Genomic DNA, 23,306 nt, shown 5'->3' on the forward strand with positions numbered 1-23,306 from the left:
TCATGATGATGTATTATCTTCATCGCACAAACTGTGGAAAGGCACAGGAAGCTCCTGTACCTCGTTCGGCCATTTCGATCATATGTAGAAGAATAGCTTATCCATTCTCCATCTTCCAATACATAATATGGTCAGTGTACGATATGTCTATGCTATATTATTACAAAATTGCATTTTGATCAAGAATTGTTTGAAAATTTGTGTTGATTTGTTTGTCGTTTTTTTAATATACTTTTACAAAGCAGGAATAACTGAAACTTTCAGCATCCCATCGTGATTTTCCTGTCTCCATTTCGCAGCATTGTTTTCCTATCATATCAAATCTTTTACTCAGGGACTGCTTCTTACAATGCTCACCGATAATTTCGGACTAGCCATTACTAAAGTATTGACTACAAGAGCATGATGTTGAAAAGACCTTTACGTCGTAAAGGTCTTTGTTCTTCTCCACCATTTACTCTCCGCGGTTTTGAAGAATCGTTTGAATTTTTGTCACCATGAGGTCTATTGCGACATGGTTTTGTCCACCTTCTGGAATGATGATATCCGCGTATCGTTTTGACGGTTCAATGAATTGATTGTGCATCGGTCTGACGACAGATACATATTGTTCAATCACGGAATCAATCGATCTGCCTCTTTCTTTCGTATCACGTAAAATACGGCGAATGATCCGAAGATCTGCATCTGTATCCACATACAGTTTAATATCCATTAAGTTTCTTAGACGTTCGTTTTCAAGAGCAAAGATTCCTTCAACGATGATGACATCTTTGGGTTCAACATGTACCGTCTCTTCTGAACGTGTGTTTAGTTTAAAATCATAAATCGGTTTTTCAATGGACTCGTACTTTAGCAGCGCTTCTACATGCTCAATCATCAGGTCATTGTCAAAAGCAAGCGGATGATCATAATTGGTCAGCAGGCGCTCTTCAAATGGCATATGACTTTGATTTTTATAATATAAATCTTGCTGAAGCATGAGGATTGAATGTCCTTTAAATTTTTCGTAAATGGAATTGGTGACGCTCGTTTTACCTGAACCCGAGCCGCCAGCGATTCCAATCACCACTGGTTTTTTCCCCATGTGCCGGTTATTTCCCCTTTCTCATCATGTTGCTAGGGTATACTTTTTGATCAAGCTTAAATTTCACAATTTGCAGTGGATGACGAGCGGCATCGAGTTCGTTCCCTTTTTCGTCCCAAATCGTCTCAATCTTGCATGTGAAATTTTCGATTTCTGGACCGAAAAATTCAACTTCGTCGCCAGCTTTAAAGAAATTACGCTGCTGTAATGTGACAATTTGTTCTTGTTCATCATAATGAAGTACAAGTCCGACGAAATCAAAGGTCGTTTTCTTTCCGTGAATGCCAAACATTTGTTCATCCGTTCCTGGTACACCTTCAAAAAAGGCAGGAGCCGTGTCACGGTTGGCACATTTGTCTAATTCATCGAGCCATTCTTGTTGAATGACGAAATTGTCTGGATCCGCACAGTAAGCATCAATGACTTTACGATAGACACTGACAACTGTTGCTACATAATGAATGGACTTCATTCGTCCTTCGATCTTTAAGCTGTCAATTCCCATTTCGATCATTTGCGGTATGGATTCGATGAGTTTTAAATCTTTTGGACTCATCGCAAATGGTGCATCTTCTTCACCGAATAAAGGCGCTTCCTCAGAGCCTTCTAGTTTATAAAGGTCATAATCCCAGCGACAAGATTGGCAGCAGCCTCCGCGGTTTGAATCTCTCGCTGTCATATGGTTACTGAGCACGCAGCGGCCAGAATAAGCAATACACATCGCCCCGTGAATGAACGTTTCGATTTCAATATCCACTTTTTCTTTCATTTCTTTAATCTCTAGGGCGCTTGTTTCACGTGCAAGGACCACACGCTCGAGCCCTTCTTCCTTCCAAAACTGCACCGCTTTCCAATTTGAAAGAGACTGCTGTGTGCTCAAGTGAACTTCAAGCTTTGGAGCTACTCGTTTGCATGTTTCAATGATGAGTGGATCAGCGACAATAATTCCCGCTACACCGGCTCCTTCAATCCCTTGAAGATATTCTTCCAGCCCGTCCATGTTTTCGTTGTGGGCGAAAATATTCGTTGTCACATAAATGCGAGCACCGTATTTGTTCGCAAATGCGACACCTTCTGCCATTTCTTCAATTGAAAAGTTATCTGCATTTGAACGAAGTCCAAATTCTTTCCCACCAATAAAAACAGCGTCTGCTCCATAATGCACAGCAATTTTTAGTTTTTCTAAGTTTCCTGCTGGCGCTAGCAGTTCTGGTTTTTTTGTAATGACACGTTTTCCATCGATCACTTCAGAAATTCCATCTTTTAAAAGTGCCATTTCCTCTGCCTCCTTTTATCTTAATAAACCGTTTCTTTAAAGAAGAACCCTGTATCGATTGAACGGTTGACAGGCTGGATCTCTTCAATACGCTCCACCCATTCATCTTTCTGATCTTCATAGGCTTCCTTATCAGTCACTAGTAAATCAATGGCTTTTCGATAGAGGGATGTCACCTCTGTCATATAAGAAAGTGACTTTAAAATTCCGTCAATTTTAAATGAGTCAATGCCTGCGTCGACAAATTCTTCTAATTCATCAATCATACATACATCATTTGGACTCATAATGTGTGTGCCATTTTCATCCTCAAAAATAGGATATTTGTTTTGACGCTCCTGGTCGTGAAGGAATAGACCTTGTTCCATATTTCTGCCTTCCACGTCCATTTGTTTGCCTTGATATTCAAAATAGTTGCCAACAAGTGTCCGTTTGGATTGGAACATACAGGTCATGCCGTGGACTTGAATTTCAATCTCCACTTCGGCGTTTTCTTTGATATCAATCACGCTATCCATATTGAGTTCTTTGGCAAGAACAGCACGTGTTGCGCCTTTTCTGCCCCAGTAGTTACAAGTGTAATAGTTTGTCCCAGTTGTTTCTGTACTCCAGTGCAGATTCAAGTTGACACCTGTTTCTTTTGCGGCCATGATCACTGCCGGATCTCCAAAAACGACACCATCCACGTTTAACCCATCGAGAAAGGTTAAATAATCTCCAAGCAGTGCCACACGGTCATTATGAAAAATCGCATTCATGGCGACATATACTTTTTTGTGATGTGCATGTGCGAGTTGAACCGTTTGTTTCACATCTTCTCTTGAAAACTCACCTGCAAGACGGATTCCATATGTTTGTTCACCTATTAAAAATGCGTCAGCACCCGCTTCAATGAGCGGCAGTACATCCGACACCTTGCTTGGCGTCACAAGCAATTCTGGTTTTTTCATGATTGGTCACCTCTTTTTGTACTAATAGCGATCCCATCTCCAACCGGAATGATACACGTTTGGTAGTTAGGATTTGACATCAGCCATTGATTGTATCGATCAATTTTGCCTATTAATTGTTTTTTTCGTTTATCTTCAATTTCTTCTTCATAATTTGTCGCAACTAAGCCTTTAAATAATACGTTGTCTGTAATAATCATTCCGTCATCGGACAGCATCGGTTCAAACAGCTCAAAAAAGCGTTGATACTGACCTTTTGCCGCATCAATGAAGATCACATCATAGGGCGCCATCGTCTGAACCGTTTTAGCTGATTCGATCGCATCGCCAAAAAACACGTGAATTCTATCTTTGAAATGTAATTCTTCAATATTCCGTGTCGCTTCCTCATAACGTTTCGCATTTCGCTCAATCGTATAGATTTCAGCATCTGGCAGAGCTTCTGCCATTCGAATCGCTGAATAGCCAATCGCTGTCCCAACCTCAAGAATCTTCTTCGGTTTTTTCAAAGAAAGCAGCTGCAATAACAGTTCAATGCTCACCTTTTCCATGATTGGCACATGATGCTCTTTCGCATACTCCTCTAATTGAGCGATGGCATTAGGACTCGGCTCAATTAAATCTTCAATATAATCATTTATTTGATCATCTTCGATTGTCATTATATGTCTAGCTCCTTCATGACCTGAAAAAGAAGAGTCCTGCCTGCTGCAGCTCTCTTTCTCGTCAATCTTTCGTTCATCTAAGTAAAAACAACCCGATATATTTTACCACAAAGATGTGGTAATTGCGAACCTATAAAATGGATATAACAACGAAAAAAACTGCAGGCAATTTCACCATTGTCTACAGTCTTTTTCCTTTCACATGAGCGCTAGTTGCTGCCTGTGATGTATTTCGCTTTTGCTTTGTTGTGCTCATTTAACGTTTTCGTAAAGACGACTTCCCCATTTTTCTTTGCTAGGAAGTAAACAAAATCTGTTTTCTCTGGATGGAGTGCTGCTTTCCAAGAAGATTCTCCAGCATTGGCAATAGGTCCAGGCGGCAGCCCTTTGTTTGTATACGTATTATAAGGTGATTTCACTTTTAAATCTTTGTAATAAACACGGGACTTATGCTCGCCAAGCGCATAAAGAACGGTTGGATCTGTTTGAAGCGGCATGTCCTTTTTCAACCGGTTATAAAACACACTTGAGATTTTTGACCGGTCTGTTTTTTCGGTTGCTTCCATTTCTATCAGGGATGCCATCGTTAGGACATCATGGATGGACATCTTTCTCTTTTTCATGTCCTTTTCATACGTTTTCACATATTGATCTGTTTGTTTAATCATCGTGTCAATGATGGTTTCAAGTGATTCATCCTCACGATAAAACGGATACGTCGCCGGGAATAAATATCCCTCTAACGGATGCTTGACCTGTTTCCCGGTCACTTGTGATGTCACCGTTTTCGGGTATTTTTTCATCAATTTTTTAATAAAGGCTGGATCATCCAGCTTCGCTTCAACTTCCTTCGCTGAAAAATTCGTCTGGTTTGCGATAATAGTTGCAATATCAGACAACTGTTTCCCTTCAGGTATCACAAGCTGAAATGCGTAATCTGTCCCGCCAGATGTCAGCTTTTGAATTAGCTGATCCGCATCCATTGTTTGTTTGAGATGAAAATAGCCCGCTTTAAAGCCTGACGCTTTTTTGTACTTTGCATAGTAAGTGAAAATCGTGTCATTTGAAATCAGCTCATTTTCTTTTAAAATGCTCGCAATTCCACTGACAGATGTCCCATTTGGAATATGAATATTAATGGTTTGTTTGCTTTTTTGATCGACCGGCCCGAGTGCTGATTTTACATATAAAAAACCTGATAATGCTGCAATGATGATCACAGCAAGTACAGATAACAGGACGATCCCCATTTTCCGTTTAAAAAATGGTCGTTTCTTTTGTTCTGAAAACATGCATGGCCCTCCTCACATCTAGCTTTTATAGTACATGATTCAACGGAGTTCGGCAATTACTTGCTCATGCATGTCATGACAGAACTTGCCATAGTGTGGCTAAACCGACACCGCCTCCACTGCCAATTGCAGCCATGACATAACTTCCATTCGGTAAGGCGCGGGCTTCGTAAAACAGTCTCACCATCATAGCAGCTCCCGAGGCGCTATATGGATGCCCAAGACAAAGCGCACCGCCTCTTTTATTGATACGGTCATAAGGAATACCTAGTGTCCGGGCAATGAGCACTACTTTGAGCGCAAACGCTTCATTGATTTCAAAAAGTGCAACATCTTCTATCTTCACAAGTTCTTTATGTAAAAGTTTCTTGATTGCATCAATTGGTGAAGCAGCAGGATAATGCGGGTCCATAGCGGTCACGGCACTCCCGATATACCGCAGCATAGGGCTGAAGCCTTTTGCCTCCGCTTCCGCTCTTTCCATCACAACGACGGCAGCTGCACCATCTGCTTCTTTACAGCTATTGGTCACAGTCACAGTACCTTTGCCTGGTAAAAAGACAGGTTTTGCCCGCTTTATCAAGCTTGCAATCGGTCTTATTTTAGCTGCCGCTTCATCTGTACTCATCCCGCCAATCGGAACAATTTCTTCTGAATACGTTCCTTGCTTGAATGCGGTTATACTTCGTTCCCAGCTTAAAAGTGCATAGTCATCTTGCTCTTGTCTCGCAACTGAAAATCTCGACGCCGTCAGCTCTGCCGCTTCCCCCATATGAGGGTCCCCTATCCACTCTGGAGAAAAGCGGGCCCTTTCTTTCATTGGTGACCGAGAAATGCTTTCCGTTCCACCAGCGATATACATTGATCCCTCCCCCGACTGAATCATGATGCACGCTGTTCTAATGGCTTCAAGACCGGAAGCACACTGCCTATCAATGGTCATACCCGGAGTATGTAATGAAAGCCCTGCTTCTAACGAGGACAGACGGGCAATGTTGCCACCACCCCCGACGACATTGCCTAAAATGATGTCATCTGGCTTGGTCACGTTTGAAAAATGCTGGATCAAGGGCGCAGCTAGATGCTCTGGCCGGTAATCCTTCAACATTCCATTTTTCTCACCGAAGGGCGTCCGCTTCGCTTGTACGATCACTGCTTGCATGATAATTGTTCCTCCGCCCACTTTTTCATACTGGCACGAGCGATTTTCCCTCCTGATGTTTCGATCATTTTGTCCGTGACGAGCCATTTTTTTGGTACTTTGTATGCCGCTAATGTTTCTTTTACAGCTTGCCGAATGAGTTTTGTTTGCTGTACATTCTCAATAATGGCAACAGGGATTTCGCCCCAATATGGATCAGGAAGTCCAATCACGATTGACCGATTCACCTCTGGCTGTTCATTCAGCACACGCTCAATTTCCTCTGGAAAAATATTCAGTCCCCCATAGACAATCATGCCATTCTCGCGGCCGCTCATATACAAGTAACCATCTTCGTCGAGCCACCCCATGTCATATACGGTCAGCCACTCTTCGGGCGGCTTTCCATCTTGTAAATAGCCTGAAAAAGACATTGGGCTTTTCACATAAATTCTCCCTATTTCATTTGGCTGGCAAACTGTTTGATCTGCCCTCCTGACTTCAACCTGAATAGAAGGAAAAGGCTTTCCGACAGAAGTAGGCTTTTGCAAAAAGTCATCTGAAGATAAATAGGTGACAAAACTCAATTCTGATGTTCCATAAAAATCAAAAAATGTGATGTGAGGATAGCGGTTGACGAGCTGTTTTTTTGAAGAGTTTCCCCAATCTGCACCAGACGACAGGACAAGAAGCGGATTCTTTCCGAAAGCATCCATTTGCAGTAACGATTCTGTCATGGTCGGAACCGTATAAATAGCCGTGATGTCTCCTTTCTCTAAGGTTTTCTTTGCTTTCTCTGGCACAAATTTTTCTAACAATGTCACAGTGCCACCGAAATAAAGTGTGCTGATCGCACCGTATAAAAAATGAGAGGATAAAAGTGTGCCCAAAATCAGCACATGATCTTTATGTGTGATCCCAAAGACGGATGTTGTCATTTGAAAGCTCTCGATCCATGACTGCTGGCGTCTTATAAAGGCTTTGGGCGATCCCGTTGATCCTGAAGTAAATCCCATATAAAAAGCAGGATCTTCCTCCGTATCACTTTTGTTCGATTGAACGTTTATGCTGAGGCTGATTCTTTCTTTCCATTCAGATAAAGAGAGCACTGGCATATCCAGCTTGTACTTTTCAATTCTTTTGATATATCGATCTTCCACAATGACAAGGTCTGCCTCGCTTAATAAGAGCTTTTCCGCGCATTCCTTATCACTCCACCGCGGATCAAGAGGCACCGCTGTCCATCCTGCAGAAGCTGCACCAGCAAATAGTTGGAGAAACGGAACACCATTTGATACTAAAAAAGCGACTCTTTTTTGCTGATGAGGCGTTTCTTTTAACCATTGTGCAGATGACTGCACACGCTCATGCCATTCTTCATAAGTGATCTTCTCTTTTTCATCTCTGATCGCCATCTGATCTGGCTTCACTTTTGCATGAGCTGCATAGTTTTCCGTTATTCTCATCAAACTGCTCGCCTCCCTCTATGTAAGTCCCTTTTTCGATATGACATCGCTTGAATGATTTTCACCGTGAAGACGGCACATATCCCTGCTTTGATCAGATCACCCGGTAAATAAATGACGCTGAACAGAGCTGCTTGCGTGATCTTTATATGCATCATCATGGCTTGAAAGGGAATTCCGCCTATATATAATATCCCGATACTGCATACCGCATAGATCAAAAATAGTCGTAAGGCCGTCACTTTCTTCAGCCGGTTCAGCCACAGGCTGATCATAAAGGCAGCCACTGGATAAGCAAGTAAAAAACCACCGCTTGGCCCAAAAAAGACCCCTATTCCGCCTCTCCCTCCAGATAAAAGAGGTGCGCCTGCTGCCACTATTAGAAGAAACAGAAGTAAACTAATCAGCGCTTGCTTTGGTTTTAACAGCCCTCCAGCAAGCAAAAGACCTGCGGTTTGTAAGGTGATTGGTACAGGTGTAAACGCAAGAAAAATAGGCGGAATCAATCCTAACATCCCAATAACTGCTGTCATTAATGCCATTTGCATCATATCGTGAATTTTCAATTTTCATACCCCTCACTCGATGTTTTTGATAAAAATAGCGTAAAAGGTCGAGTGATATATGTCAACTAAATTTCAATAATAGTTTACATATAGAATGTAAAAAAAGACCTGTGAAGAAAGATCACAGAGATCATGTTCACAGGCCTTTTATTCGTTCTATTCTTCTTCGTCTTCTTGATCTAAGAACGTATTTAACGTTTCTTCAATCATGTCCCACTCTTCATCCGTTTCAATTGGCTCTAATTCGCCATCTTCACCGTCTTCATTTGGTGTGAAGCTTGATGCATGAATTTCAATTTCTTCGTTATCTTGTTCAGAAATTGGGTAGTAAAGAACATATGATTTGTTAAAATGGTCGCTTTCAAAAGTAAATAATACTTCGCAAAGCTGTTCATTTCCATTATCATCAACGATTGTAATTTGCTTTTCTCCGTGTTCCATTTGATTCACCTCATTTTAATTTAAGCTGTCTAAATACCCTTGAAGTATCATAACAGCCGCCATTTTATCAATGACTTTTTTACGCTTTTGTCTGCTCACATCTGCAGAGATGAGCATTTTTTCTGCTGCCATCGTTGACAGACGCTCGTCCCAAAGCACAACAGGAACATTGTACGTGTTTTCTAACACTTTCGCAAATGATTGGCTGGCCTCGCCTCTTGGACCGACCGTACCGTTCATATTTTTTGGAAAACCAAGGACAATTTTATCCGTTCCATATTGCGAGACGATCTCAGACAGGCGGCTGAGACCAAAGTCTCCGCCTGCTTCATCAATTTTAATGGTTTCAATCCCTTGAGCTGTCCATCCCATTTCATCACTGATTGCCACACCAAGGGTTTTCGTGCCTAAATCTAAGCCTAAAATTCTCATGTTTTACGCCTCTTTATGTGTCTCTAAGTACGATTTAACCAATTCCTCAATTAATTCGTCTCGTTCTAGTTTACGAATTAGGTTGCGTGCATCCTGATGTCTTGGAATATAAGCAGGGTCGCCTGACAGCAAGTATCCGACAATTTGATTGATCGGGTTGTATCCTTTTTCTTGGAGTGCGTCATAAACTGTTATGAGTACTTCATTCACATTGGTTTCAGCTGAATCATCAGAGAAGTTAAACTTCATTGTCTTATCAAATGAACTCACTGCTTCTTGCACCTCTCTTCCAACATTCTACTAGCAAGCTTTTTTCTAACCGCTCATCTAATACCATTATTCTACACTACATTGACTGATTATAAAACGGATTTGACAGATTCTTCGACAGTTGCCAGTGCTTCTTCAAGCTTTTCTGGCTGTTTCCCACCTGCTTGTGCCATATCTGGGCGTCCGCCTCCGCCTCCGCCGCAAATTTCAGCTGCCTGCTTCACAAGTTTTCCTGCATGAAGACCTTTTTCAATGACGTCTTTTGTCACACCAGCTGAAATGTTGACTTTTCCATTTTGAACGGCACCAAGTACGATGACAGCTGAACCTAATTTCGCTTTTAAGTCATCAACCATCGTTCTTAAATGGTTCATGTCTTTGGCGTTTACTTTTTCAGTTAACACGTTCACTCCGCCAACTTCGATGACTTTTTCTAAAATAGAGCCAGCTTCTGCTTGACTTAATTTCGCAAGAAGTGATTCGTTTTCTCTTTGAACTTCTTTTAAATCAGCCTGCAAGGAAGCGATGCGTTTTGGTACATCTTTTGTATTTGATTTCAGTTCATTAGCTGCCTTTTCTAAAATCGCAAGCTGATCATTTAATTCTTCATAAGCACCTTTACCTGTTACAGCCTCAATACGGCGTGTTCCAGCACCAATACCCGATTCAGATGCAATTTTAAACAATCCGATCTCTGCAGTGTTTTGAACGTGACAGCCTCCGCATAACTCGATGCTGTAATCACCCACTTGCACCACACGGACAATATCGCCATACTTCTCGCCAAACAGCGCCATTGCGCCCATTTCTTTTGCTTCAGCAATTGGTTTCAGGTCAATGGCAACCGAAATGCCTTCCCAAATCTTTTCGTTGACGATTTTTTCAATTTGTGACAATTCTTCTTTTGTTACTTGTCCAAAGTGAGAAAAGTCAAAGCGAAGTCTGTTTTCATTCACAAGTGAACCCGCTTGGTTAACGTGGCTACCCAATACATCTTTTAGCGCTTGGTGCAAAAGATGTGTCGCTGTGTGATTTTTCACAATGCCTTTTCGAAGCGCTGATTCGACTTCTGCAGTGACTTCAATGCCTTTTTGAACCGTACCACTTACGACGACTCCTTCGTGGACATGCTGGCCGTTTGGCGCCTTTTTCACATCTTTGATATCAATGATCGCTTCGGCACTTTTTAACGTTCCTTTATCCGCCACTTGTCCGCCGCTTTCCGCATAGAAAGGTGTTTCATCTAATAAAATTTGCACCGTTTCCCCTTCGTGAGCTTCTGTGACAATTTCACCGTTTTGAAGCAATTCGATAATGCGAGCATCTGCAGTTAAATTTTCGTAGCCAACAAACGTACTTTCTGCTTTAATATCGCCTAAAGCCCCGCCTTGAACCTGCATACTACCTACATCTTGTCTGGCATTTCTTGCACGTTCACGCTGCTTCTCCATTTCTAGCTGGAAGCCTTCACGATCGACTGTCATGTTCTCATCTTCTGCATATTCTTCTGTAAGTTCGACCGGAAATCCATATGTGTCATAAAGCTTAAACACATCTTTACCGGAAATTTGTGAGCTGCCATTGTCTCGTTCTTTTTTGATCACTTCTGATAAAATGGCTAACCCTTCATTCAGTGTCTCATGGAAACGCTCTTCTTCATTTTTGATCACTTTTGCAATAAATTCTTCTTTTGCTTGAACATCTGGATAGAAATCCTTCATGATCTCCGCAACAACTGGAACTAGGTCATACATAAATGGACGGTGGATATGGATCGTTTTTGCATAACGCACAGCACGGCGCAGCAAACGTCTTAACACATAACCTCGGCCTTCATTAGAAGGAAGCGCTCCGTCACTGACGGCAAAGGCAACAGTACGAATGTGGTCAGCAATGACTTTAAATGCTGTGTCTTTTTCTTTTGACTCCCCATAGCTTTCTCCAGAAATCGTTTCTACTGCACGAATAATCGGCATGAACAGGTCTGTATCAAAGTTCGTCGGTACGTTTTGAATCACAGAGACCATACGCTCAAGACCCATTCCTGTATCAATGTTTTTCTTCGGAAGCGGTGTGTATGTACCATCTGGATTATGGTTAAATTCAGAAAAAACAAGATTCCATACTTCTAGATAACGTTCATTTTCTCCGCCTGGATATAATTCAGGGTCGTTCATGTCGTTGCCATATGCTTCGCCGCGATCATAGAAAATTTCTGTATTCGGACCACTTGGCCCCTCACCAATATCCCAGAAGTTGCCCTCTAGACGAATAATTCGTTCCTCAGGGACACCAATTTTATCTCTCCAAAGAACATACGCTTCTTCATCCTCTGGATGTACCGTTACAGATAACAGATTCGGATCAAAGCCAATCCACTCGTCACTTGTGAGGAATTCCCAAGCCCATTCGATTGCCTCTTCTTTGAAATAGTCTCCAATAGAGAAGTTGCCCAGCATTTCAAAAAACGTATGATGGCGTGCTGTTTTCCCTACATTTTCAATGTCATTTGTACGAATTGATTTTTGTGCGTTGCAAATACGCGGATTCTCAGGCACGACGCGGCCATCGAAGTATTTCTTTAATGTTGCCACCCCGCTGTTAATCCATAAAAGTGTTGGATCGTCATGCGGTACGAGGGACGCACTCGGTTCAACAGCATGTCCTTTTTCTTTAAAAAAATCTAAAAACATTTGACGTACTTGAGCTGAAGTTAAAGTTTTCATCATAAATCCTCCCTTTTTTATTCTCAATCTTCACACAAACGAAAAAACATCCCGCCCTATGCAAGCAAAAAACTACTTACACAGGGACGAGATGCTCTCGCGGTACCACCCTGATTATAGACATATGCGTCTATCACCTTCACATCCGATAACGCCGGAAGAGAGCGGCAGTGTTTATCTGCACTCGGGACTAGCTTCCGTTAAAGGTCTGATAAGGCTTTTCTCAGCAAACAAAGCCTCTCTCTGCAACAGCTTTTTAACGTACTCGGGTCCGTCATTGAATTCAATATGTATGAATCGAAATTATTATAGACAACTCGGCTCGTCTTGTCAATGAACGCTTCGTCTCATGTGAATATATTGCACAATGATGACCCTGATAATGGCTGCGGACGGCACAGCTAAAATCATTCCAATCAAGCCAAACAGCTCCCCTCCAGCGAGTAACACCAGCATGATCACGACAGGATGCATATGCAGGCTTCTCCCGACAATGATCGGACTTAGTACATTGCTTTCTAAAAATTGAAGCACGGCTACTGTAATCAGCACAATGATCACTGACTTCACTGAGATGGTAAAAGCGATAAAGACAGCTGGAATCGCTCCAATAACCGGGCCAAAATACGGAATGACATTCGTTGCGCCAATTAACATACCTAGTACAAGCGGATATGGAATATGAAACAGCCAAAGAACAATGGCGGCAGCACCTCCAATTAAAGAACAGACAAGCAATTGCCCTCTAATATAATCCCCAAGTGAGTCATCCACTGCTTTCACAAAGGCATGTCCCCTTTTTCGGAAGCTTGGCGGGGTTAAATACCATGCTGCCCGCTTCATCGTGTTCATATCTTTCACCATATAAAAGACAAGAAAAGGGATGAGTGCAGCAACTAAGGCGTAATCAAGCAGTACTTTACAGCTAAGAATCATCCGCTCTGCCCCATTTGCGGCATACGTCTCAGATTGGACAATAAAACGATCCAGCCGTTCATGTAGTCCATCAGGCCAGTGGCTTGTATGACGATGAACATGTGATAAAGCACCATTATACGTTTCGGCAAGCATGGGAATTTGCTCAGACAATTCATTTAACTGAGCGATTAAAACAGGTGCCCCTTTATACACAGCCAAACCAATGCCGCCAAAAAACAGCACATAAATCAATAAGAGACTGACCGTCCTTGGCAAACCTCGCTTATGTAGTCTTTCAACAATTGGATAAAGAAGATAAGAAATAAAAATAGCGATAAGAAGCGGGATCAAAACCGCTTTGAGCAATAAAAAAATAGGCATCCATAACTCGTCGAGCTGAACCAAAATGAGTAAAGACGCAAGGACAAGCAGTACACCTGCAGCATATATTAGAAACTCGATCGGACGTTTCTTCACCTTTTTCACCTCTCTTCTTATTGTTTAACCAACTTCTGCAATTATCCATGTAAATAAAATTTGTCCTAACTTTGTTAAAAATGAATACACATGAAACATACAGCTCCATCCAAAGTCACTGTTTGCTGTAAAATCTCGTTAGAAAATATTCCATTATTTTCTTATTTTTGCCTCATTTATGCTAGAATCCACTTTAGCTCAATCATTAGAAGAGGAGGTTCTTCATGATCACATTCGAAGAAGTCAACAAGCATTACGGGCAGTTCCATGTACTTAAGGACATTAACCTACATATTCAAAAAGGTGAGGTTGTTGTGATCATCGGTCCTTCGGGATCTGGAAAAAGCACGATGCTCAGGTGTATCAATCGTCTTGAAAGCATTGATGAAGGAAAAGTCCTTGTCAATCAAGTGTCTGTTCAGCATCCGAAAACCAACATCAATCTCATCAGGCAAAATATCGGGATGGTGTTTCAGCACTTTCATCTTTATCCGCATAAGACGGTGCTTGAAAACATTATGCTTGCGCCTATGAAGGTTAAAAAAGTGAGCAAAGAAGAAGCAAAGGAAACAGCTGAATTTTATTTAAATAAAGTTGGCATTCCTGAAAAAGCAGACACCTACCCTTCTAGACTCTCAGGAGGACAGCAGCAGCGTGTGGCAATCGCAAGGGGACTTGCAATGAAACCTGAGGTCATGCTTTTCGATGAACCAACATCAGCTCTTGATCCAGAGATGATCGGTGAGGTGCTAGATGTGATGAAACAGCTGGCTAGGGAAGGGATGACAATGGTCGTTGTCACGCACGAGATGGGATTTGCCCGTGAAGTCGCAGACCGCATTGTGTTTATTGATGAAGGAAGAATCCTTGAAGAATCAACACCAGCTGCCTTTTATGAAAAACCGCGCGAGAAACGCGCTCAGCTCTTTTTAAGCCGTATTTTAAATCACTAGGAGGTATAAATTTGATGAAAAAAATGAAACGCTTTGGCCTATTACTGTTGATGACGTGCTGTATGATCGCTCTCGCTGCTTGCGGCTCTGCCGAGAAAGGCTCAACCGATGCAAAACAAGGCAGCTCATTAGAAGCCATTAAGAAAGACAAAAAAATCGTTTTTGGTGTGAAAAACGATACTCGTTTATTCGGTCTAAAAAATCCTAGCAGTGGGGATATCGAAGGGTTTGATATTGATATCGCAAAAGCGATCACTAAAGAAATGCTCGGTGATGAAGGAAAAGCAGAATTTAAAGAAGTGACATCTAAAACAAGGATTCCTTTACTGCAAAAAGGAGATATTCATGCCATTGTTGCCACAATGACGATCACAGAAGAGCGTAAAAAAGAGGTCAATTTCTCAGACGTATACTTTGAAGCAGGACAATCACTGCTTGTGAAAAAAGGCAGCGACATTCAATCGATTGATGATCTTAAAAAAGGTACGAAGGTGCTTGCAGTGAAAGGGTCGACTTCTTCTCAAAACATTCGCGAAAAAGCACCAGAAGCATCCGTTTTGGAGTTTGAAAATTATCAAGAAGCCTTTACAGCCTTAAAATCAAATCAAGGGCAAGTTCTGACAACTGATAATGCGATTTTATTTGGCATGGCAGACGAAGATTCAAATTATGAAGTCGTTGGCGGAACATTTACCGATGAACCATATGGCATTGCTGTGAAAAAAGGCGATGAAGAATTAACAGAAGCCATTAATAAAGCGTTAAAGGCATTAAAAGATAATGGAGAGTATGACAAAATTCATAAAAAATGGATCAAAGAATAATCAATTGACTCGATCAACCTCAATACCCTCAGGAGAGCCGCTTGCCGGCTCCTCTGTTGATTAGGAAGGAAGTGAACTGATTGCTGCGGTTTTCCATTTTAACTGAGAACTTCCATCTTTATTTAGAAGGGTTTAAATATACGATTGGTGCAAGTGTCATTGCGTTGATTGGAAGCTTTTTCATCGGTACACTCATTGCCATTATGAGAATTGCGCCACTAAGGCCGCTCAACTGGTTAGGGACGGCTTACGTGGAATTTATTCGGAATATTCCGTTATTATTGATCACCTTTGTGTTCTTCTTTGGTTTACCGGTACTTGGCATTGTGGCAGATGGCTTTACAGCAGGAACCATTGCCCTCTCCATTTATACGTCTGCTTTTATCGCTGAAGCCATTCGTGCAGGTATACAAGCTGTACCGCTTGGACAAATGGAAGCAGCTAGAGCTTCTGGTCTGTCATATGGCGGAACGATGCGATATATTATTCTGCCGCAGGCAATCAAAATTGTCATTCCCCCACTTGGGAATCAATTTATCAATCTTGTGAAAAACTCGTCTATTTTAGGTGTCATTGCAGGGTTTGATCTGATGTACCAAGGAGACCTTATCGCTTCGAGAACGTTTGTGACATTTGATGTATACATCTTTGTTGCCATGTTCTATCTTTTATTGACCATTCCGCTTAGTCTAGGCGTTGGTTATTTAGAAAAAAGATTAGCCCGAAGCCACTAGAAAGGAGGAAACACAATGGATTTTATAGGTGCCTACCAGCCCGATCATCTCGCCTTTTTACTTGAAGGATTTGCTGTCACCTTAAAAGTGGCTTTTATCTCCATCATTTTAAGCTTTATCATCGGATTAGTCGTTGGCACATTGAGGTTCGCACAAATCCCTATTTTATCAAAGGTGCTTGCGGTCATTGTTGAAACCGTCCGGAACCTGCCGCTTTTGCTGATCATCTTTTTTACGTATTTCGCCCTGCCTGAAATCGGTATTAAGCTGAGCATCACCGCCTCTGCCATTGCGGCTTTAACCGTGTTTGAATCCGCCATGCTGTCAGAAATCATTCGCAGTGGGTTAAAATCAATTGATAAGGGACAAATCGAAGCTGCCAGGTCCTCTGGCTTAACGTATATTCAAACGTTAAAAATGATTATCATGCCACAGGCGTTACGCCGAATGGTACCGCCGATTGTCAGCCAATTTATTTCTCTTTTAAAAGATACATCGCTTGCCGTTGTGATTGCCCTTCCAGAACTATTGCATCACGCGCAGATTTTAAATGGTCAAAGCCAATCTTATTTACTTCCTATTTTCCTCTTGGCGGCCATGATGTATTTTGTTGTGAACTTCAGCTTGTCTATACTTGCACGGAGATTAGAGTACAGGCAGGCATAAAAAAAGGACATCCGCTCATGGTGGATGTCCCTTTTTGTTTAAAGCATTCGCATAACTCGTTTTCTCATCTTTTTCATATCCCGCTTAGATGGCATATCATATCGACTTGCAAAGTGATATGCGAGTGCACCTGCACCAAGCGTTAATAGTGAAGAAGTCATTTTGCCCATTCGAAATTCCCCCTTAACACTTATAGTTGAATTGAACGTTCATCGTCACTAAACAGGTCGTCTAAACTGCTTAGTGTACCGTCTTCCTCCACTTGGTGAGTAGATATTTTGCCTTTTGACAGTGTCAATTCAATAAAACAGCCCCAGCAATAATATTGATTGACCCCAATTTTTCCGATGTCTTTACATTTGCAATTTGGGCAAATGAGCATATTGAGCACCTCTTTACGTTCGGTTTAGAACAAGTGCTTCCTTTTGAACATCCATCAAGGTTCCGGCAGCATGCAGCTGCTTTCGAATCCCTGATAGCTCTGTAAAGAAGCCGTCCGAGAGTTCATATGCTACGATTGTGCCCGAATTTGTACAAAAGTATACATCTTCCAAAACACCTAATGTTTCACCATCTGGCGTACGGATCATTTTCTTTTTTAATTTCGAAAAGAAGAAGGATGGGGCGGAGGTATCTATCTCGATGCCCTTCTGGCAGCTCACATATAGACCTTTGTCTGTCAGTTTGTCGCCAGCTGAGAATGGAATGAAAGCACAGTCTTTCTTTTTCCCATCTAAAACATATCCCCCGCAGCTGCCGCCGGCTAAAAAGCAAATATCTTTGATCGCCCCAAGTGAATGAGACAGCTCGTCTGTATAGATCGTCAGTCCTTCAAGCTCTCGACATGTTCTCAAAATGTGATCAACCACCTTTTCGGAACAGTCTTATCGTGTGCGTTTCCTCTATGACTCATACGAAGAAATGGCTTCCATGAAGGAAGCCATTTACTCTTGCATAAAATCAAACGGGGTGATTCCCTCCATGCCAATATTGGCATCATGTACGCTGAAAGGAAGTTCTTTTTGGAGAGCTGCTAGCTCAGCGTCCATGATTTCTTCCGTTTCAGTAAGACGCATGGTTAAAGACGTTTGTCTGAGGGAGTCTTCATTATTTTTCACGCCCCACTCTAATGCTGATTCCTCACCGCACAAAATTAAAAACTTTTTACTTCGTGTAATGGCCGTGTAGAGCAAATTTCTTCGAAGCATTCGATAATAACTTCTCACGACTGGCAGCACCACGATTGGGAATTCACTGCCCTGGGATTTATGAATCGAGCAACAATAAGCGTGTGTAAATTGATGAAAATCTTTTTTCGTAAACGTGATTTCGTTTCCATCAAAGGAGATGACCGCCATATCTTCTTTTTCCGTGTTTTCTTTCGCATAAAAGATCGAGACAATTTCGCCAATATCTCCATTAAAAATGTTATTCTCCGGCTGATTGACAAGCTGAAGTACCTTATCACCTGTCCGGTAGACGACATCACCAAAAGGAATTTCTCTTCCTTTTGGCTTTTTAGGATTCAAAATTTGCTGAAGCATTTTATTCAGTTCATTAATGCCTGCTTTTCCTTTATACATCGGGGCAAGCACTTGAATGTCCTTTGCTGAATACCCCTTTTGCGCAGCATTGCTGACCACTTTCTCGATAACTTCTTTCATTTGGTCACTAGAGCATTGAATAAAGGATCGATCCTTCGAGCGTGCAGTAATATCCTTTGGCAATACACCATTTTTCATATCATGCGCAAGCTCAACAATTGTTGAACCGTCTGCCTGCCGGTAAATATCAGTTAGTGTAACTGCCGGTACAGCTTGTGACGCAAGCAGGTCTCTTAACACTTGACCAGGTCCGACAGATGGAAGTTGATGTTCGTCTCCAACCATAATGACTTGAATATGATCTGGGATCGCCTTAAACAAATGGTTCGCAAGCCAAATATCCAGCATACTCGATTCATCAATGATGACAAGCTTCCCTTCAATCGGCTGGTCTTCATCATGTGAGAAGCCTTCTGATCCATTCCAGCCTAGCAGCCGGTGAATGGTCACAGCAGGAAGTCCAGTGGATTCTGTCATTCGTTTCGCAGCACGTCCAGTTGGTGCGGCAAGCACGAACGGAAATGCTTCATCTTTTTTATAATCACCCGGGTCAAGAGATACGCCGTGAAGATCGCTGTAAAGCTCGACAATCCCTTTAATGACCGTCGTTTTCCCTGTACCCGGTCCGCCTGTTAAAAGCAGCATTGGAGACATGAGTGCCTTTTGAATGGCTTCTTTTTGGGTTGGTGCATACTGGACACCAAGCCGTTCCTCCAGTTCACCGAGTGCAAGCAGAAATTCTGATTCAGGAAATTGATCTGCATATTCCGTTTGAGCGACAATTTTTTGAATGCGTTTTGCCACACTTTGCTCCGCATAAAAGAGCGACGGATGATAACAGCGCTCATCTTCAATAATCATGTCTTTCCCTTCACCAAGTGCAATGATCTGATTGGCAACGTCCATTTCAGTCACTTTGTAGTCATTGCCTGTTTGATTCAGTAGTTTACGGGTCTCGACAATCAGATCTTTCGTTTGTATGTATGTATGACCGTCCTGCAGGCTTGCTGTCTCAACGGTATACAAAAGGGCTGCACGAATGCGGTCTGGATCATTTCCAGATATCCCTGTTCTAGCGCCGAGTTCATCTGCTTTAATAAAGCCAATCCCCTCTACGTCTTTGACGAGCTGATAAGGGTTTTCTTCAATTTTCTGCAACGTTTCACTCTCGTACACTTGGTAAATCTTCATGCTAAGCTGAGGACCAAAACCATATTGATTCAGGCTAATCATGATTTGCTCAAGCCCCTGATGCTCCTGAAGTGCGGCAGCCAGCTTATCTGCCTTCTTTTTTGACAGGCGAGGGACGTCATACAACACAGACGGATCACGCATAATTTGATGAAGCGTCTGATTGCCAAGCTTGCCGACGATTTCTTCCGCCGTCTTTTTTCCAATCCCTTCAAACAAGTCACTAGAGAGATAATGAATGATGCCTTGCTTTGTTGTAGGGACTTCCTTTTGAAAATGAGTGGCTTGAAACTGCTCGCCAAACTTCGGATGACTTGTGACCTTGCCATAGAAGGTGTAGGTTTCCTCCTCATGAAGCGCTGGGAAGTACCCTGTGACAGATGCTGTCTTTTCCTCTAAATTCTCTGATGTTTCAATGACTTTTACTTTTAACACCGAGTATAAATTACTTTCGTTATGGAAAATAACGGCTTGAACCGTCCCTTTTAAAAACGGTTCATCTTCAAGCTTCATTTGATCTGGATGTTCCTGCACAGGTCTTCCCTCCTTCCGGTTATTCTGCCTCTTGAATCAGCTTTTGCGCATGCAATGCAAGCATATGATCAGGCTGCACATCAATGGCTTTTCCTAACATTTCAAGCGCTTCGTCCTTTTTCTCTAAATACGCATACGCAACGCCTGCATTATAAAAGGCGTCTGCATGCTGCGAATCTCTCGTAATCACTTCAGTAAAGACTGCGACCGCTTCCTCCAGCAGATGTTCATTCGCTAAGCACATGCCAAATTGAAATCTTGCTTCGTTGTCTTCTTCGTTTAGCTCAACTGCACGCTGAAGATAAGGCATCGCAAGCTTAGGCTGCTCTAATTTCATCAGTGTCTGCCCTAACATATAAAACAAATCACTGTTTTCCATTCCAGCTTGTAGCGCTTGCTCAAAATAGTCTTTCGCTTTCATAAAGTCTTCTTTCATCGTGTAAACATTTCCTGCTCCGTAATAGGCTGCAGCTGCTGTATGATCAAGTTCAATGGCTTTTTGAAAGAAGTTCAAAGCACGTTCAAATTCATGAACACTTGAAAGTAAATTCGCAAAGTTGATATATGGAACCGGGTCCTTTGGGCTTTCTTCAATGGCTTTCGTAAAAGCTTCAGCTGCCTGTTCGATGTTCCCTTGATTTAAAGCTTCAATACCGATTTCGTTATGATTCATTCGCTCTCTTCATCCTTTCATTAAAAAACCTCAACAGCGACGTTGAGGTTTTTAACACATGTTACACATACGACAGCTTTTGGCCATCTTTAAAGACATCGTCAATGGTTCCGCCGCCAAGACATTCTTCGCCGTCATAAAAAACAACAGCTTGTCCTGGAGTAACAGCACGAACGGGTTCATCAAAGATCACCATTGCTTCCTGCTCACCTGTCATTTTGACTTTTACATGATGGTCTTCTTGACGGTATCGGAACTTCGCTGTACATGTGAGTTCACCGTTTTCGCCGACAATATGAGGACGAGTCCAGCTGATGTTAACAGCTGAAATACTTTCAGAGTATAAAAGCGGATTGTGGAAGCCTTGTTCAACAAATAAGATATTCTTCTCTAAGTCCTTCCCAACAACAAACCACGGATCACCGCTTCCGCCAATGCCAAGTCCTTGGCGTTGACCGATCGTGTAATACATGAGTCCATCATGTTCACCTTTTACTTCTCCGTCCATTGTCTGCATCACACCGGGCTGTGCAGGCAAATATTGGCTAAGGAACGTTTTAAAGTTTCTTTCCCCAATAAAGCAGATGCCCGTAGAATCTTTTTTCGTTGCTGTTGCGAGCTCTGCTTCTTTCGCTAATTCACGCACTCTTTTTTTCTCTAAATCGCCGATTGGGAACAACACTTTATCAAGTTGTTCTTGAGTCAGCTGATTCAAGAAATAAGTTTGGTCTTTGTTTGTATCAAGACCTCTTAGCATTTTCACTTCATCGCCTGTTCTGTCGACACGGGCATAGTGGCCTGTTGCCAAATAATCCGCTCCAAGCGACAATGCATGCTCAAGAAATGCTTTGAACTTAATTTCTTTATTACACATGACATCTGGATTCGGCGTTCTGCCTGCTTTATATTCATCAAGAAAATATTGAAACACTTTGTCCCAATACTGTTTCTCGAAATTCACTGCATAATATGGGATTCCAATCTGGTTACAAACACGAATGACATCCTCATAGTCCTCCGTTGCTGTACATACACCATTTTCATCTGTGTCATCCCAGTTTTTCATAAATATGCCGATCACATCATAACCTTGCTCCTTTAACATGAGCGCAGCAACTGATGAATCGACGCCTCCGGACATACCGACCACAACTCTTGTGTCTTCAGGTCTTTTTGTCATCTTCATCAACTCCAATTTCAATGAAACAACGTGCGCGTTTCGTTCTTCAGGTGCCTAGCTGTTTCATTTTTCACACACGAACAAAAGGGGAGCATTTATTTGGCTAGGCGTTTCACGACAGCCGCTATCTTATGCGCCGCCTGCTTCACATGTTCCTCTTCATTTCCAAGACCGAAGCTTATTCTGACTGAGGATGTCAGCTCTTTTGCTTCTTCACCATACATGGCGCTTAATACGTGCGAAGGAAGGACAGATCCAGCCGTACATGCTGACCCGCTCGAAACAGCAATCCCTTCCATATCTAAGTTCACAAGTAACGATTCAATAGAAACGCCCGGGAAGTGGACATTTAAAATATGCGGCAATGTCTCTTTCGGATGTCCATTGATAGAGAAATTGAGTGATTCCTCTTCGAATACTTGCAGCATCGCTTCTTTGAGCTTACCATAATGCACTGCTTTTTCTCTTCTATTTTGCTTTGTTAATTGAACTGCTTCTGCAAGTCCAATGATTCCCGCCACATTTTCAGTACCAGCACGGCGTTTTCTCTCTTGTTCTCCTCCGAATAGCTGCGGTGAAAGTTTTACACGCTCATTCACGTATAAAAAGCCTGTTCCCATCGGGCCATTTAGTTTATGACCGGACGCAGATAAGAGGTCGATATGAAGTTCTGTGACATCAATTGATATTGTCCCAAATGCCTGTACTGCGTCTGTATGAAAATAAGCAGTGTGTTCGTGTAAAAGTTGACCAATTTCTTTAATTGGCTGAATCACACCCGTTTCATTATTGCCGTACATGATAGTCACAAGAATTGTATCGTCTCTTAGTGCTTGTTTTAATTGATCAAGATGAATCAATCCAGTGTGATCCACATCTAAATACGTCACATCAAAACCAAGATTCTCTAAGCGTTCGCATGTATGCAGCACTGCATGATGCTCAGTTTTTGTTGTGATGATATGTTTTCCTTCATGCTGCCTTGCCATTGCCACACCTGTAATGGCCAAGTTGTCTGCCTCTGTTCCTCCGCTTGTGAGGATGATCTCCTGCTGCTTACAGTGTAATTCTCCTGCAATGACTTCCCTTGCTTCATCGAGCCACTTTCTTGCCTCGCGCCCATATGAATGAATACTAGAGGGATTGCCAAATATCTCTGTAAAGTAAGGCATCATCTTGTCCACAATCCGTTGATCCATCGGCGTTGTGGCTGCATGATCTAAATAGATACGTTCCATTT

General features: G+C 42.2%; 24 protein-coding genes and 1 other annotated feature. Of the genes, 4 read left to right on the top strand and 20 right to left on the bottom strand.

Annotated elements, in window-relative coordinates; all coding sequences use genetic code 11:
• Positions 1 to 454: 454 nt before the first annotated feature.
• The 13 genes from udk to MHI58_RS12955 form a co-directional block, all read right to left on the bottom strand.
• On the bottom strand, positions 455 to 1,087 hold the full coding sequence (udk, locus tag MHI58_RS12895; protein WP_007501435.1) for a uridine kinase: 633 nt from the start codon (positions 1,085 to 1,087) through the stop codon (positions 455 to 457).
• A gap of 7 nt (positions 1,088 to 1,094) precedes the next feature.
• On the bottom strand, positions 1,095 to 2,363 hold the full coding sequence (locus MHI58_RS12900) for a U32 family peptidase (RefSeq protein ID WP_017358097.1): 1,269 nt from the start codon (positions 2,361 to 2,363) through the stop codon (positions 1,095 to 1,097).
• Between the two features lie 20 nt (positions 2,364 to 2,383).
• Positions 2,384 to 3,313 carry a peptidase U32 family protein gene (locus tag MHI58_RS12905; RefSeq protein WP_285526707.1) on the bottom strand — a complete coding sequence of 310 codons (930 nt, stop codon included), beginning with the start codon at positions 3,311 to 3,313 and terminating at the stop codon, positions 2,384 to 2,386.
• Entirely contained in the window at positions 3,310 to 3,975 is a 666-nt protein-coding gene (locus tag MHI58_RS12910) for an O-methyltransferase (protein ID WP_217967958.1), read from the bottom strand. Before MHI58_RS12910 ends, MHI58_RS12905 begins: the two co-directional genes overlap by 4 nt.
• A 212-nt stretch (positions 3,976 to 4,187) precedes the next feature.
• Positions 4,188 to 5,270, bottom strand: coding sequence for an endolytic transglycosylase MltG (gene mltG, locus MHI58_RS12915; protein WP_217967957.1), 1,083 nt, complete (start codon positions 5,268 to 5,270; stop codon positions 4,188 to 4,190).
• Positions 5,271 to 5,343: 73 nt separating this feature from the next.
• Positions 5,344 to 6,432, bottom strand: coding sequence for an acetyl-CoA C-acyltransferase (locus tag MHI58_RS12920; RefSeq protein ID WP_045034106.1), 1,089 nt, complete (start codon positions 6,430 to 6,432; stop codon positions 5,344 to 5,346).
• The gene (locus MHI58_RS12925; protein WP_056408537.1) at positions 6,420 to 7,877 is read right to left on the bottom strand and encodes an acyl-CoA synthetase; all 1,458 of its coding nucleotides are present in this window, start codon (positions 7,875 to 7,877) and stop codon (positions 6,420 to 6,422) included. Before MHI58_RS12925 ends, MHI58_RS12920 begins: the two co-directional genes overlap by 13 nt.
• The gene (locus MHI58_RS12930) at positions 7,877 to 8,443 is read right to left on the bottom strand and encodes a biotin transporter BioY (protein WP_007501449.1); all 567 of its coding nucleotides are present in this window, start codon (positions 8,441 to 8,443) and stop codon (positions 7,877 to 7,879) included. Before MHI58_RS12930 ends, MHI58_RS12925 begins: the two co-directional genes overlap by 1 nt.
• Before the next feature lie 156 nt (positions 8,444 to 8,599).
• On the bottom strand, positions 8,600 to 8,884 hold the full coding sequence (locus MHI58_RS12935) for a DUF1292 domain-containing protein (protein ID WP_017358102.1): 285 nt from the start codon (positions 8,882 to 8,884) through the stop codon (positions 8,600 to 8,602).
• 15 nt (positions 8,885 to 8,899) lie between these two features.
• Positions 8,900 to 9,316 (bottom strand): Holliday junction resolvase RuvX, encoded by a 417-nt coding sequence (gene ruvX, locus MHI58_RS12940; protein ID WP_003216519.1) that lies wholly within the window; start codon positions 9,314 to 9,316, stop codon positions 8,900 to 8,902.
• 3 nt (positions 9,317 to 9,319) lie between these two features.
• Positions 9,320 to 9,586, bottom strand: coding sequence for an IreB family regulatory phosphoprotein (locus MHI58_RS12945; protein ID WP_024718370.1), 267 nt, complete (start codon positions 9,584 to 9,586; stop codon positions 9,320 to 9,322).
• Positions 9,587 to 9,675: 89 nt separating this feature from the next.
• A complete protein-coding gene (gene alaS / locus MHI58_RS12950) occupies positions 9,676 to 12,312 on the bottom strand; it encodes an alanine--tRNA ligase (protein WP_039167093.1) in 2,637 nt (878 codons plus the stop codon).
• A 79-nt stretch (positions 12,313 to 12,391) separates the two neighbouring features.
• Positions 12,392 to 12,599 (bottom strand) — a binding site (T-box leader).
• A 43-nt stretch (positions 12,600 to 12,642) separates the two neighbouring features.
• Positions 12,643 to 13,707, bottom strand: coding sequence for an AI-2E family transporter (locus MHI58_RS12955; protein WP_008342686.1), 1,065 nt, complete (start codon positions 13,705 to 13,707; stop codon positions 12,643 to 12,645).
• A 224-nt stretch (positions 13,708 to 13,931) separates the two neighbouring features.
• On the opposite strand from MHI58_RS12955, the gene MHI58_RS12960 reads away from it, so the two are divergent.
• From MHI58_RS12960 to MHI58_RS12975, 4 genes are all read left to right on the top strand, one after another.
• On the top strand, positions 13,932 to 14,660 hold the full coding sequence (locus tag MHI58_RS12960; protein WP_007501456.1) for an amino acid ABC transporter ATP-binding protein: 729 nt from the start codon (positions 13,932 to 13,934) through the stop codon (positions 14,658 to 14,660).
• 14 nt (positions 14,661 to 14,674) lie between these two features.
• The gene (locus tag MHI58_RS12965) at positions 14,675 to 15,484 is read left to right on the top strand and encodes a transporter substrate-binding domain-containing protein (RefSeq protein ID WP_008342689.1); all 810 of its coding nucleotides are present in this window, start codon (positions 14,675 to 14,677) and stop codon (positions 15,482 to 15,484) included.
• Between the two features lie 80 nt (positions 15,485 to 15,564).
• Positions 15,565 to 16,218, top strand: coding sequence for an amino acid ABC transporter permease (locus tag MHI58_RS12970; protein ID WP_007501460.1), 654 nt, complete (start codon positions 15,565 to 15,567; stop codon positions 16,216 to 16,218).
• 15 nt (positions 16,219 to 16,233) lie between these two features.
• Entirely contained in the window at positions 16,234 to 16,884 is a 651-nt protein-coding gene (locus tag MHI58_RS12975; RefSeq protein ID WP_008342693.1) for an amino acid ABC transporter permease, read from the top strand.
• A 38-nt stretch (positions 16,885 to 16,922) separates the two neighbouring features.
• On the opposite strand, the gene MHI58_RS12980 is transcribed toward MHI58_RS12975, so the two are convergent.
• The 7 genes from MHI58_RS12980 to MHI58_RS13010 all read right to left on the bottom strand — a co-directional run bounded on the left by MHI58_RS12980 (position 16,923) and on the right by MHI58_RS13010 (position 23,304).
• Complete coding sequence (locus MHI58_RS12980; protein WP_008342695.1) at positions 16,923 to 17,054, bottom strand: YrzQ family protein; 132 nt, start codon at positions 17,052 to 17,054, stop codon at positions 16,923 to 16,925.
• Positions 17,055 to 17,074: 20 nt separating this feature from the next.
• Entirely contained in the window at positions 17,075 to 17,266 is a 192-nt protein-coding gene (locus MHI58_RS12985) for a hypothetical protein (RefSeq protein WP_003216308.1), read from the bottom strand.
• Positions 17,267 to 17,279: 13 nt separating this feature from the next.
• Positions 17,280 to 17,738: a PRC-barrel domain-containing protein gene (locus MHI58_RS12990; protein ID WP_041506817.1), complete on the bottom strand. Its 459-nt coding sequence runs from the start codon at positions 17,736 to 17,738 to the stop codon at positions 17,280 to 17,282.
• Positions 17,739 to 17,828: 90 nt separating this feature from the next.
• Complete coding sequence (locus MHI58_RS12995; RefSeq protein ID WP_045034107.1) at positions 17,829 to 20,213, bottom strand: ATP-dependent RecD-like DNA helicase; 2,385 nt, start codon at positions 20,211 to 20,213, stop codon at positions 17,829 to 17,831.
• Positions 20,214 to 20,232: 19 nt separating this feature from the next.
• A complete protein-coding gene (locus MHI58_RS13000; protein WP_045034108.1) occupies positions 20,233 to 20,886 on the bottom strand; it encodes a tetratricopeptide repeat protein in 654 nt (217 codons plus the stop codon).
• A 61-nt stretch (positions 20,887 to 20,947) separates the two neighbouring features.
• Complete coding sequence (mnmA, locus tag MHI58_RS13005) at positions 20,948 to 22,066, bottom strand: tRNA 2-thiouridine(34) synthase MnmA (RefSeq protein ID WP_008342709.1); 1,119 nt, start codon at positions 22,064 to 22,066, stop codon at positions 20,948 to 20,950.
• 95 nt (positions 22,067 to 22,161) lie between these two features.
• Entirely contained in the window at positions 22,162 to 23,304 is a 1,143-nt protein-coding gene (locus MHI58_RS13010; protein ID WP_041506813.1) for a cysteine desulfurase family protein, read from the bottom strand.
• Positions 23,305 to 23,306: the final 2 nt, after the last annotated feature.

It is taken from the genome of Bacillus sp. FSL K6-2869, from assembly GCF_040869405.1.
GTDB classification, from domain to species: Bacteria; Bacillota; Bacilli; order Bacillales; family Bacillaceae; genus Bacillus; species Bacillus altitudinis.

Excerpts from the sequence above, each read along its gene's own strand:
- udk (WP_007501435.1), bottom strand. The coding sequence starts at position 1,087 with ATGGGGAAAAAACCAGTGGTGATTGGAATCGCTGGCGGCTCGGGTTCA.
- MHI58_RS12900 (WP_017358097.1), bottom strand. The coding sequence starts at position 2,363 with ATGGCACTTTTAAAAGATGGAATTTCTGAAGTGATCGATGGAAAACGT.
- MHI58_RS12905 (WP_285526707.1), bottom strand. The coding sequence starts at position 3,313 with ATGAAAAAACCAGAATTGCTTGTGACGCCAAGCAAGGTGTCGGATGTA.
- MHI58_RS12910 (WP_217967958.1), bottom strand. The coding sequence starts at position 3,975 with ATGACAATCGAAGATGATCAAATAAATGATTATATTGAAGATTTAATT.
- mltG (WP_217967957.1), bottom strand. The coding sequence starts at position 5,270 with ATGTTTTCAGAACAAAAGAAACGACCATTTTTTAAACGGAAAATGGGG.
- MHI58_RS12920 (WP_045034106.1), bottom strand. The coding sequence starts at position 6,432 with ATGCAAGCAGTGATCGTACAAGCGAAGCGGACGCCCTTCGGTGAGAAA.
- MHI58_RS12925 (WP_056408537.1), bottom strand. The coding sequence starts at position 7,877 with ATGAGAATAACGGAAAACTATGCAGCTCATGCAAAAGTGAAGCCAGAT.
- MHI58_RS12935 (WP_017358102.1), bottom strand. The coding sequence starts at position 8,884 with ATGGAACACGGAGAAAAGCAAATTACAATCGTTGATGATAATGGAAAT.
- ruvX (WP_003216519.1), bottom strand. The coding sequence starts at position 9,316 with ATGAGAATTTTAGGCTTAGATTTAGGCACGAAAACCCTTGGTGTGGCA.
- alaS (WP_039167093.1), bottom strand. The coding sequence starts at position 12,312 with ATGAAAACTTTAACTTCAGCTCAAGTACGTCAAATGTTTTTAGATTTT.
- MHI58_RS12960 (WP_007501456.1), top strand. The coding sequence starts at position 13,932 with ATGATCACATTCGAAGAAGTCAACAAGCATTACGGGCAGTTCCATGTA.
- MHI58_RS12965 (WP_008342689.1), top strand. The coding sequence starts at position 14,675 with ATGAAAAAAATGAAACGCTTTGGCCTATTACTGTTGATGACGTGCTGT.
- MHI58_RS12975 (WP_008342693.1), top strand. The coding sequence starts at position 16,234 with ATGGATTTTATAGGTGCCTACCAGCCCGATCATCTCGCCTTTTTACTT.
- MHI58_RS12980 (WP_008342695.1), bottom strand. The coding sequence starts at position 17,054 with ATGGGCAAAATGACTTCTTCACTATTAACGCTTGGTGCAGGTGCACTC.
- MHI58_RS12985 (WP_003216308.1), bottom strand. The coding sequence starts at position 17,266 with ATGCTCATTTGCCCAAATTGCAAATGTAAAGACATCGGAAAAATTGGG.
- MHI58_RS13000 (WP_045034108.1), bottom strand. The coding sequence starts at position 20,886 with ATGAATCATAACGAAATCGGTATTGAAGCTTTAAATCAAGGGAACATC.
- mnmA (WP_008342709.1), bottom strand. The coding sequence starts at position 22,066 with ATGACAAAAAGACCTGAAGACACAAGAGTTGTGGTCGGTATGTCCGGA.
- MHI58_RS13010 (WP_041506813.1), bottom strand. The coding sequence starts at position 23,304 with ATGGAACGTATCTATTTAGATCATGCAGCCACAACGCCGATGGATCAA.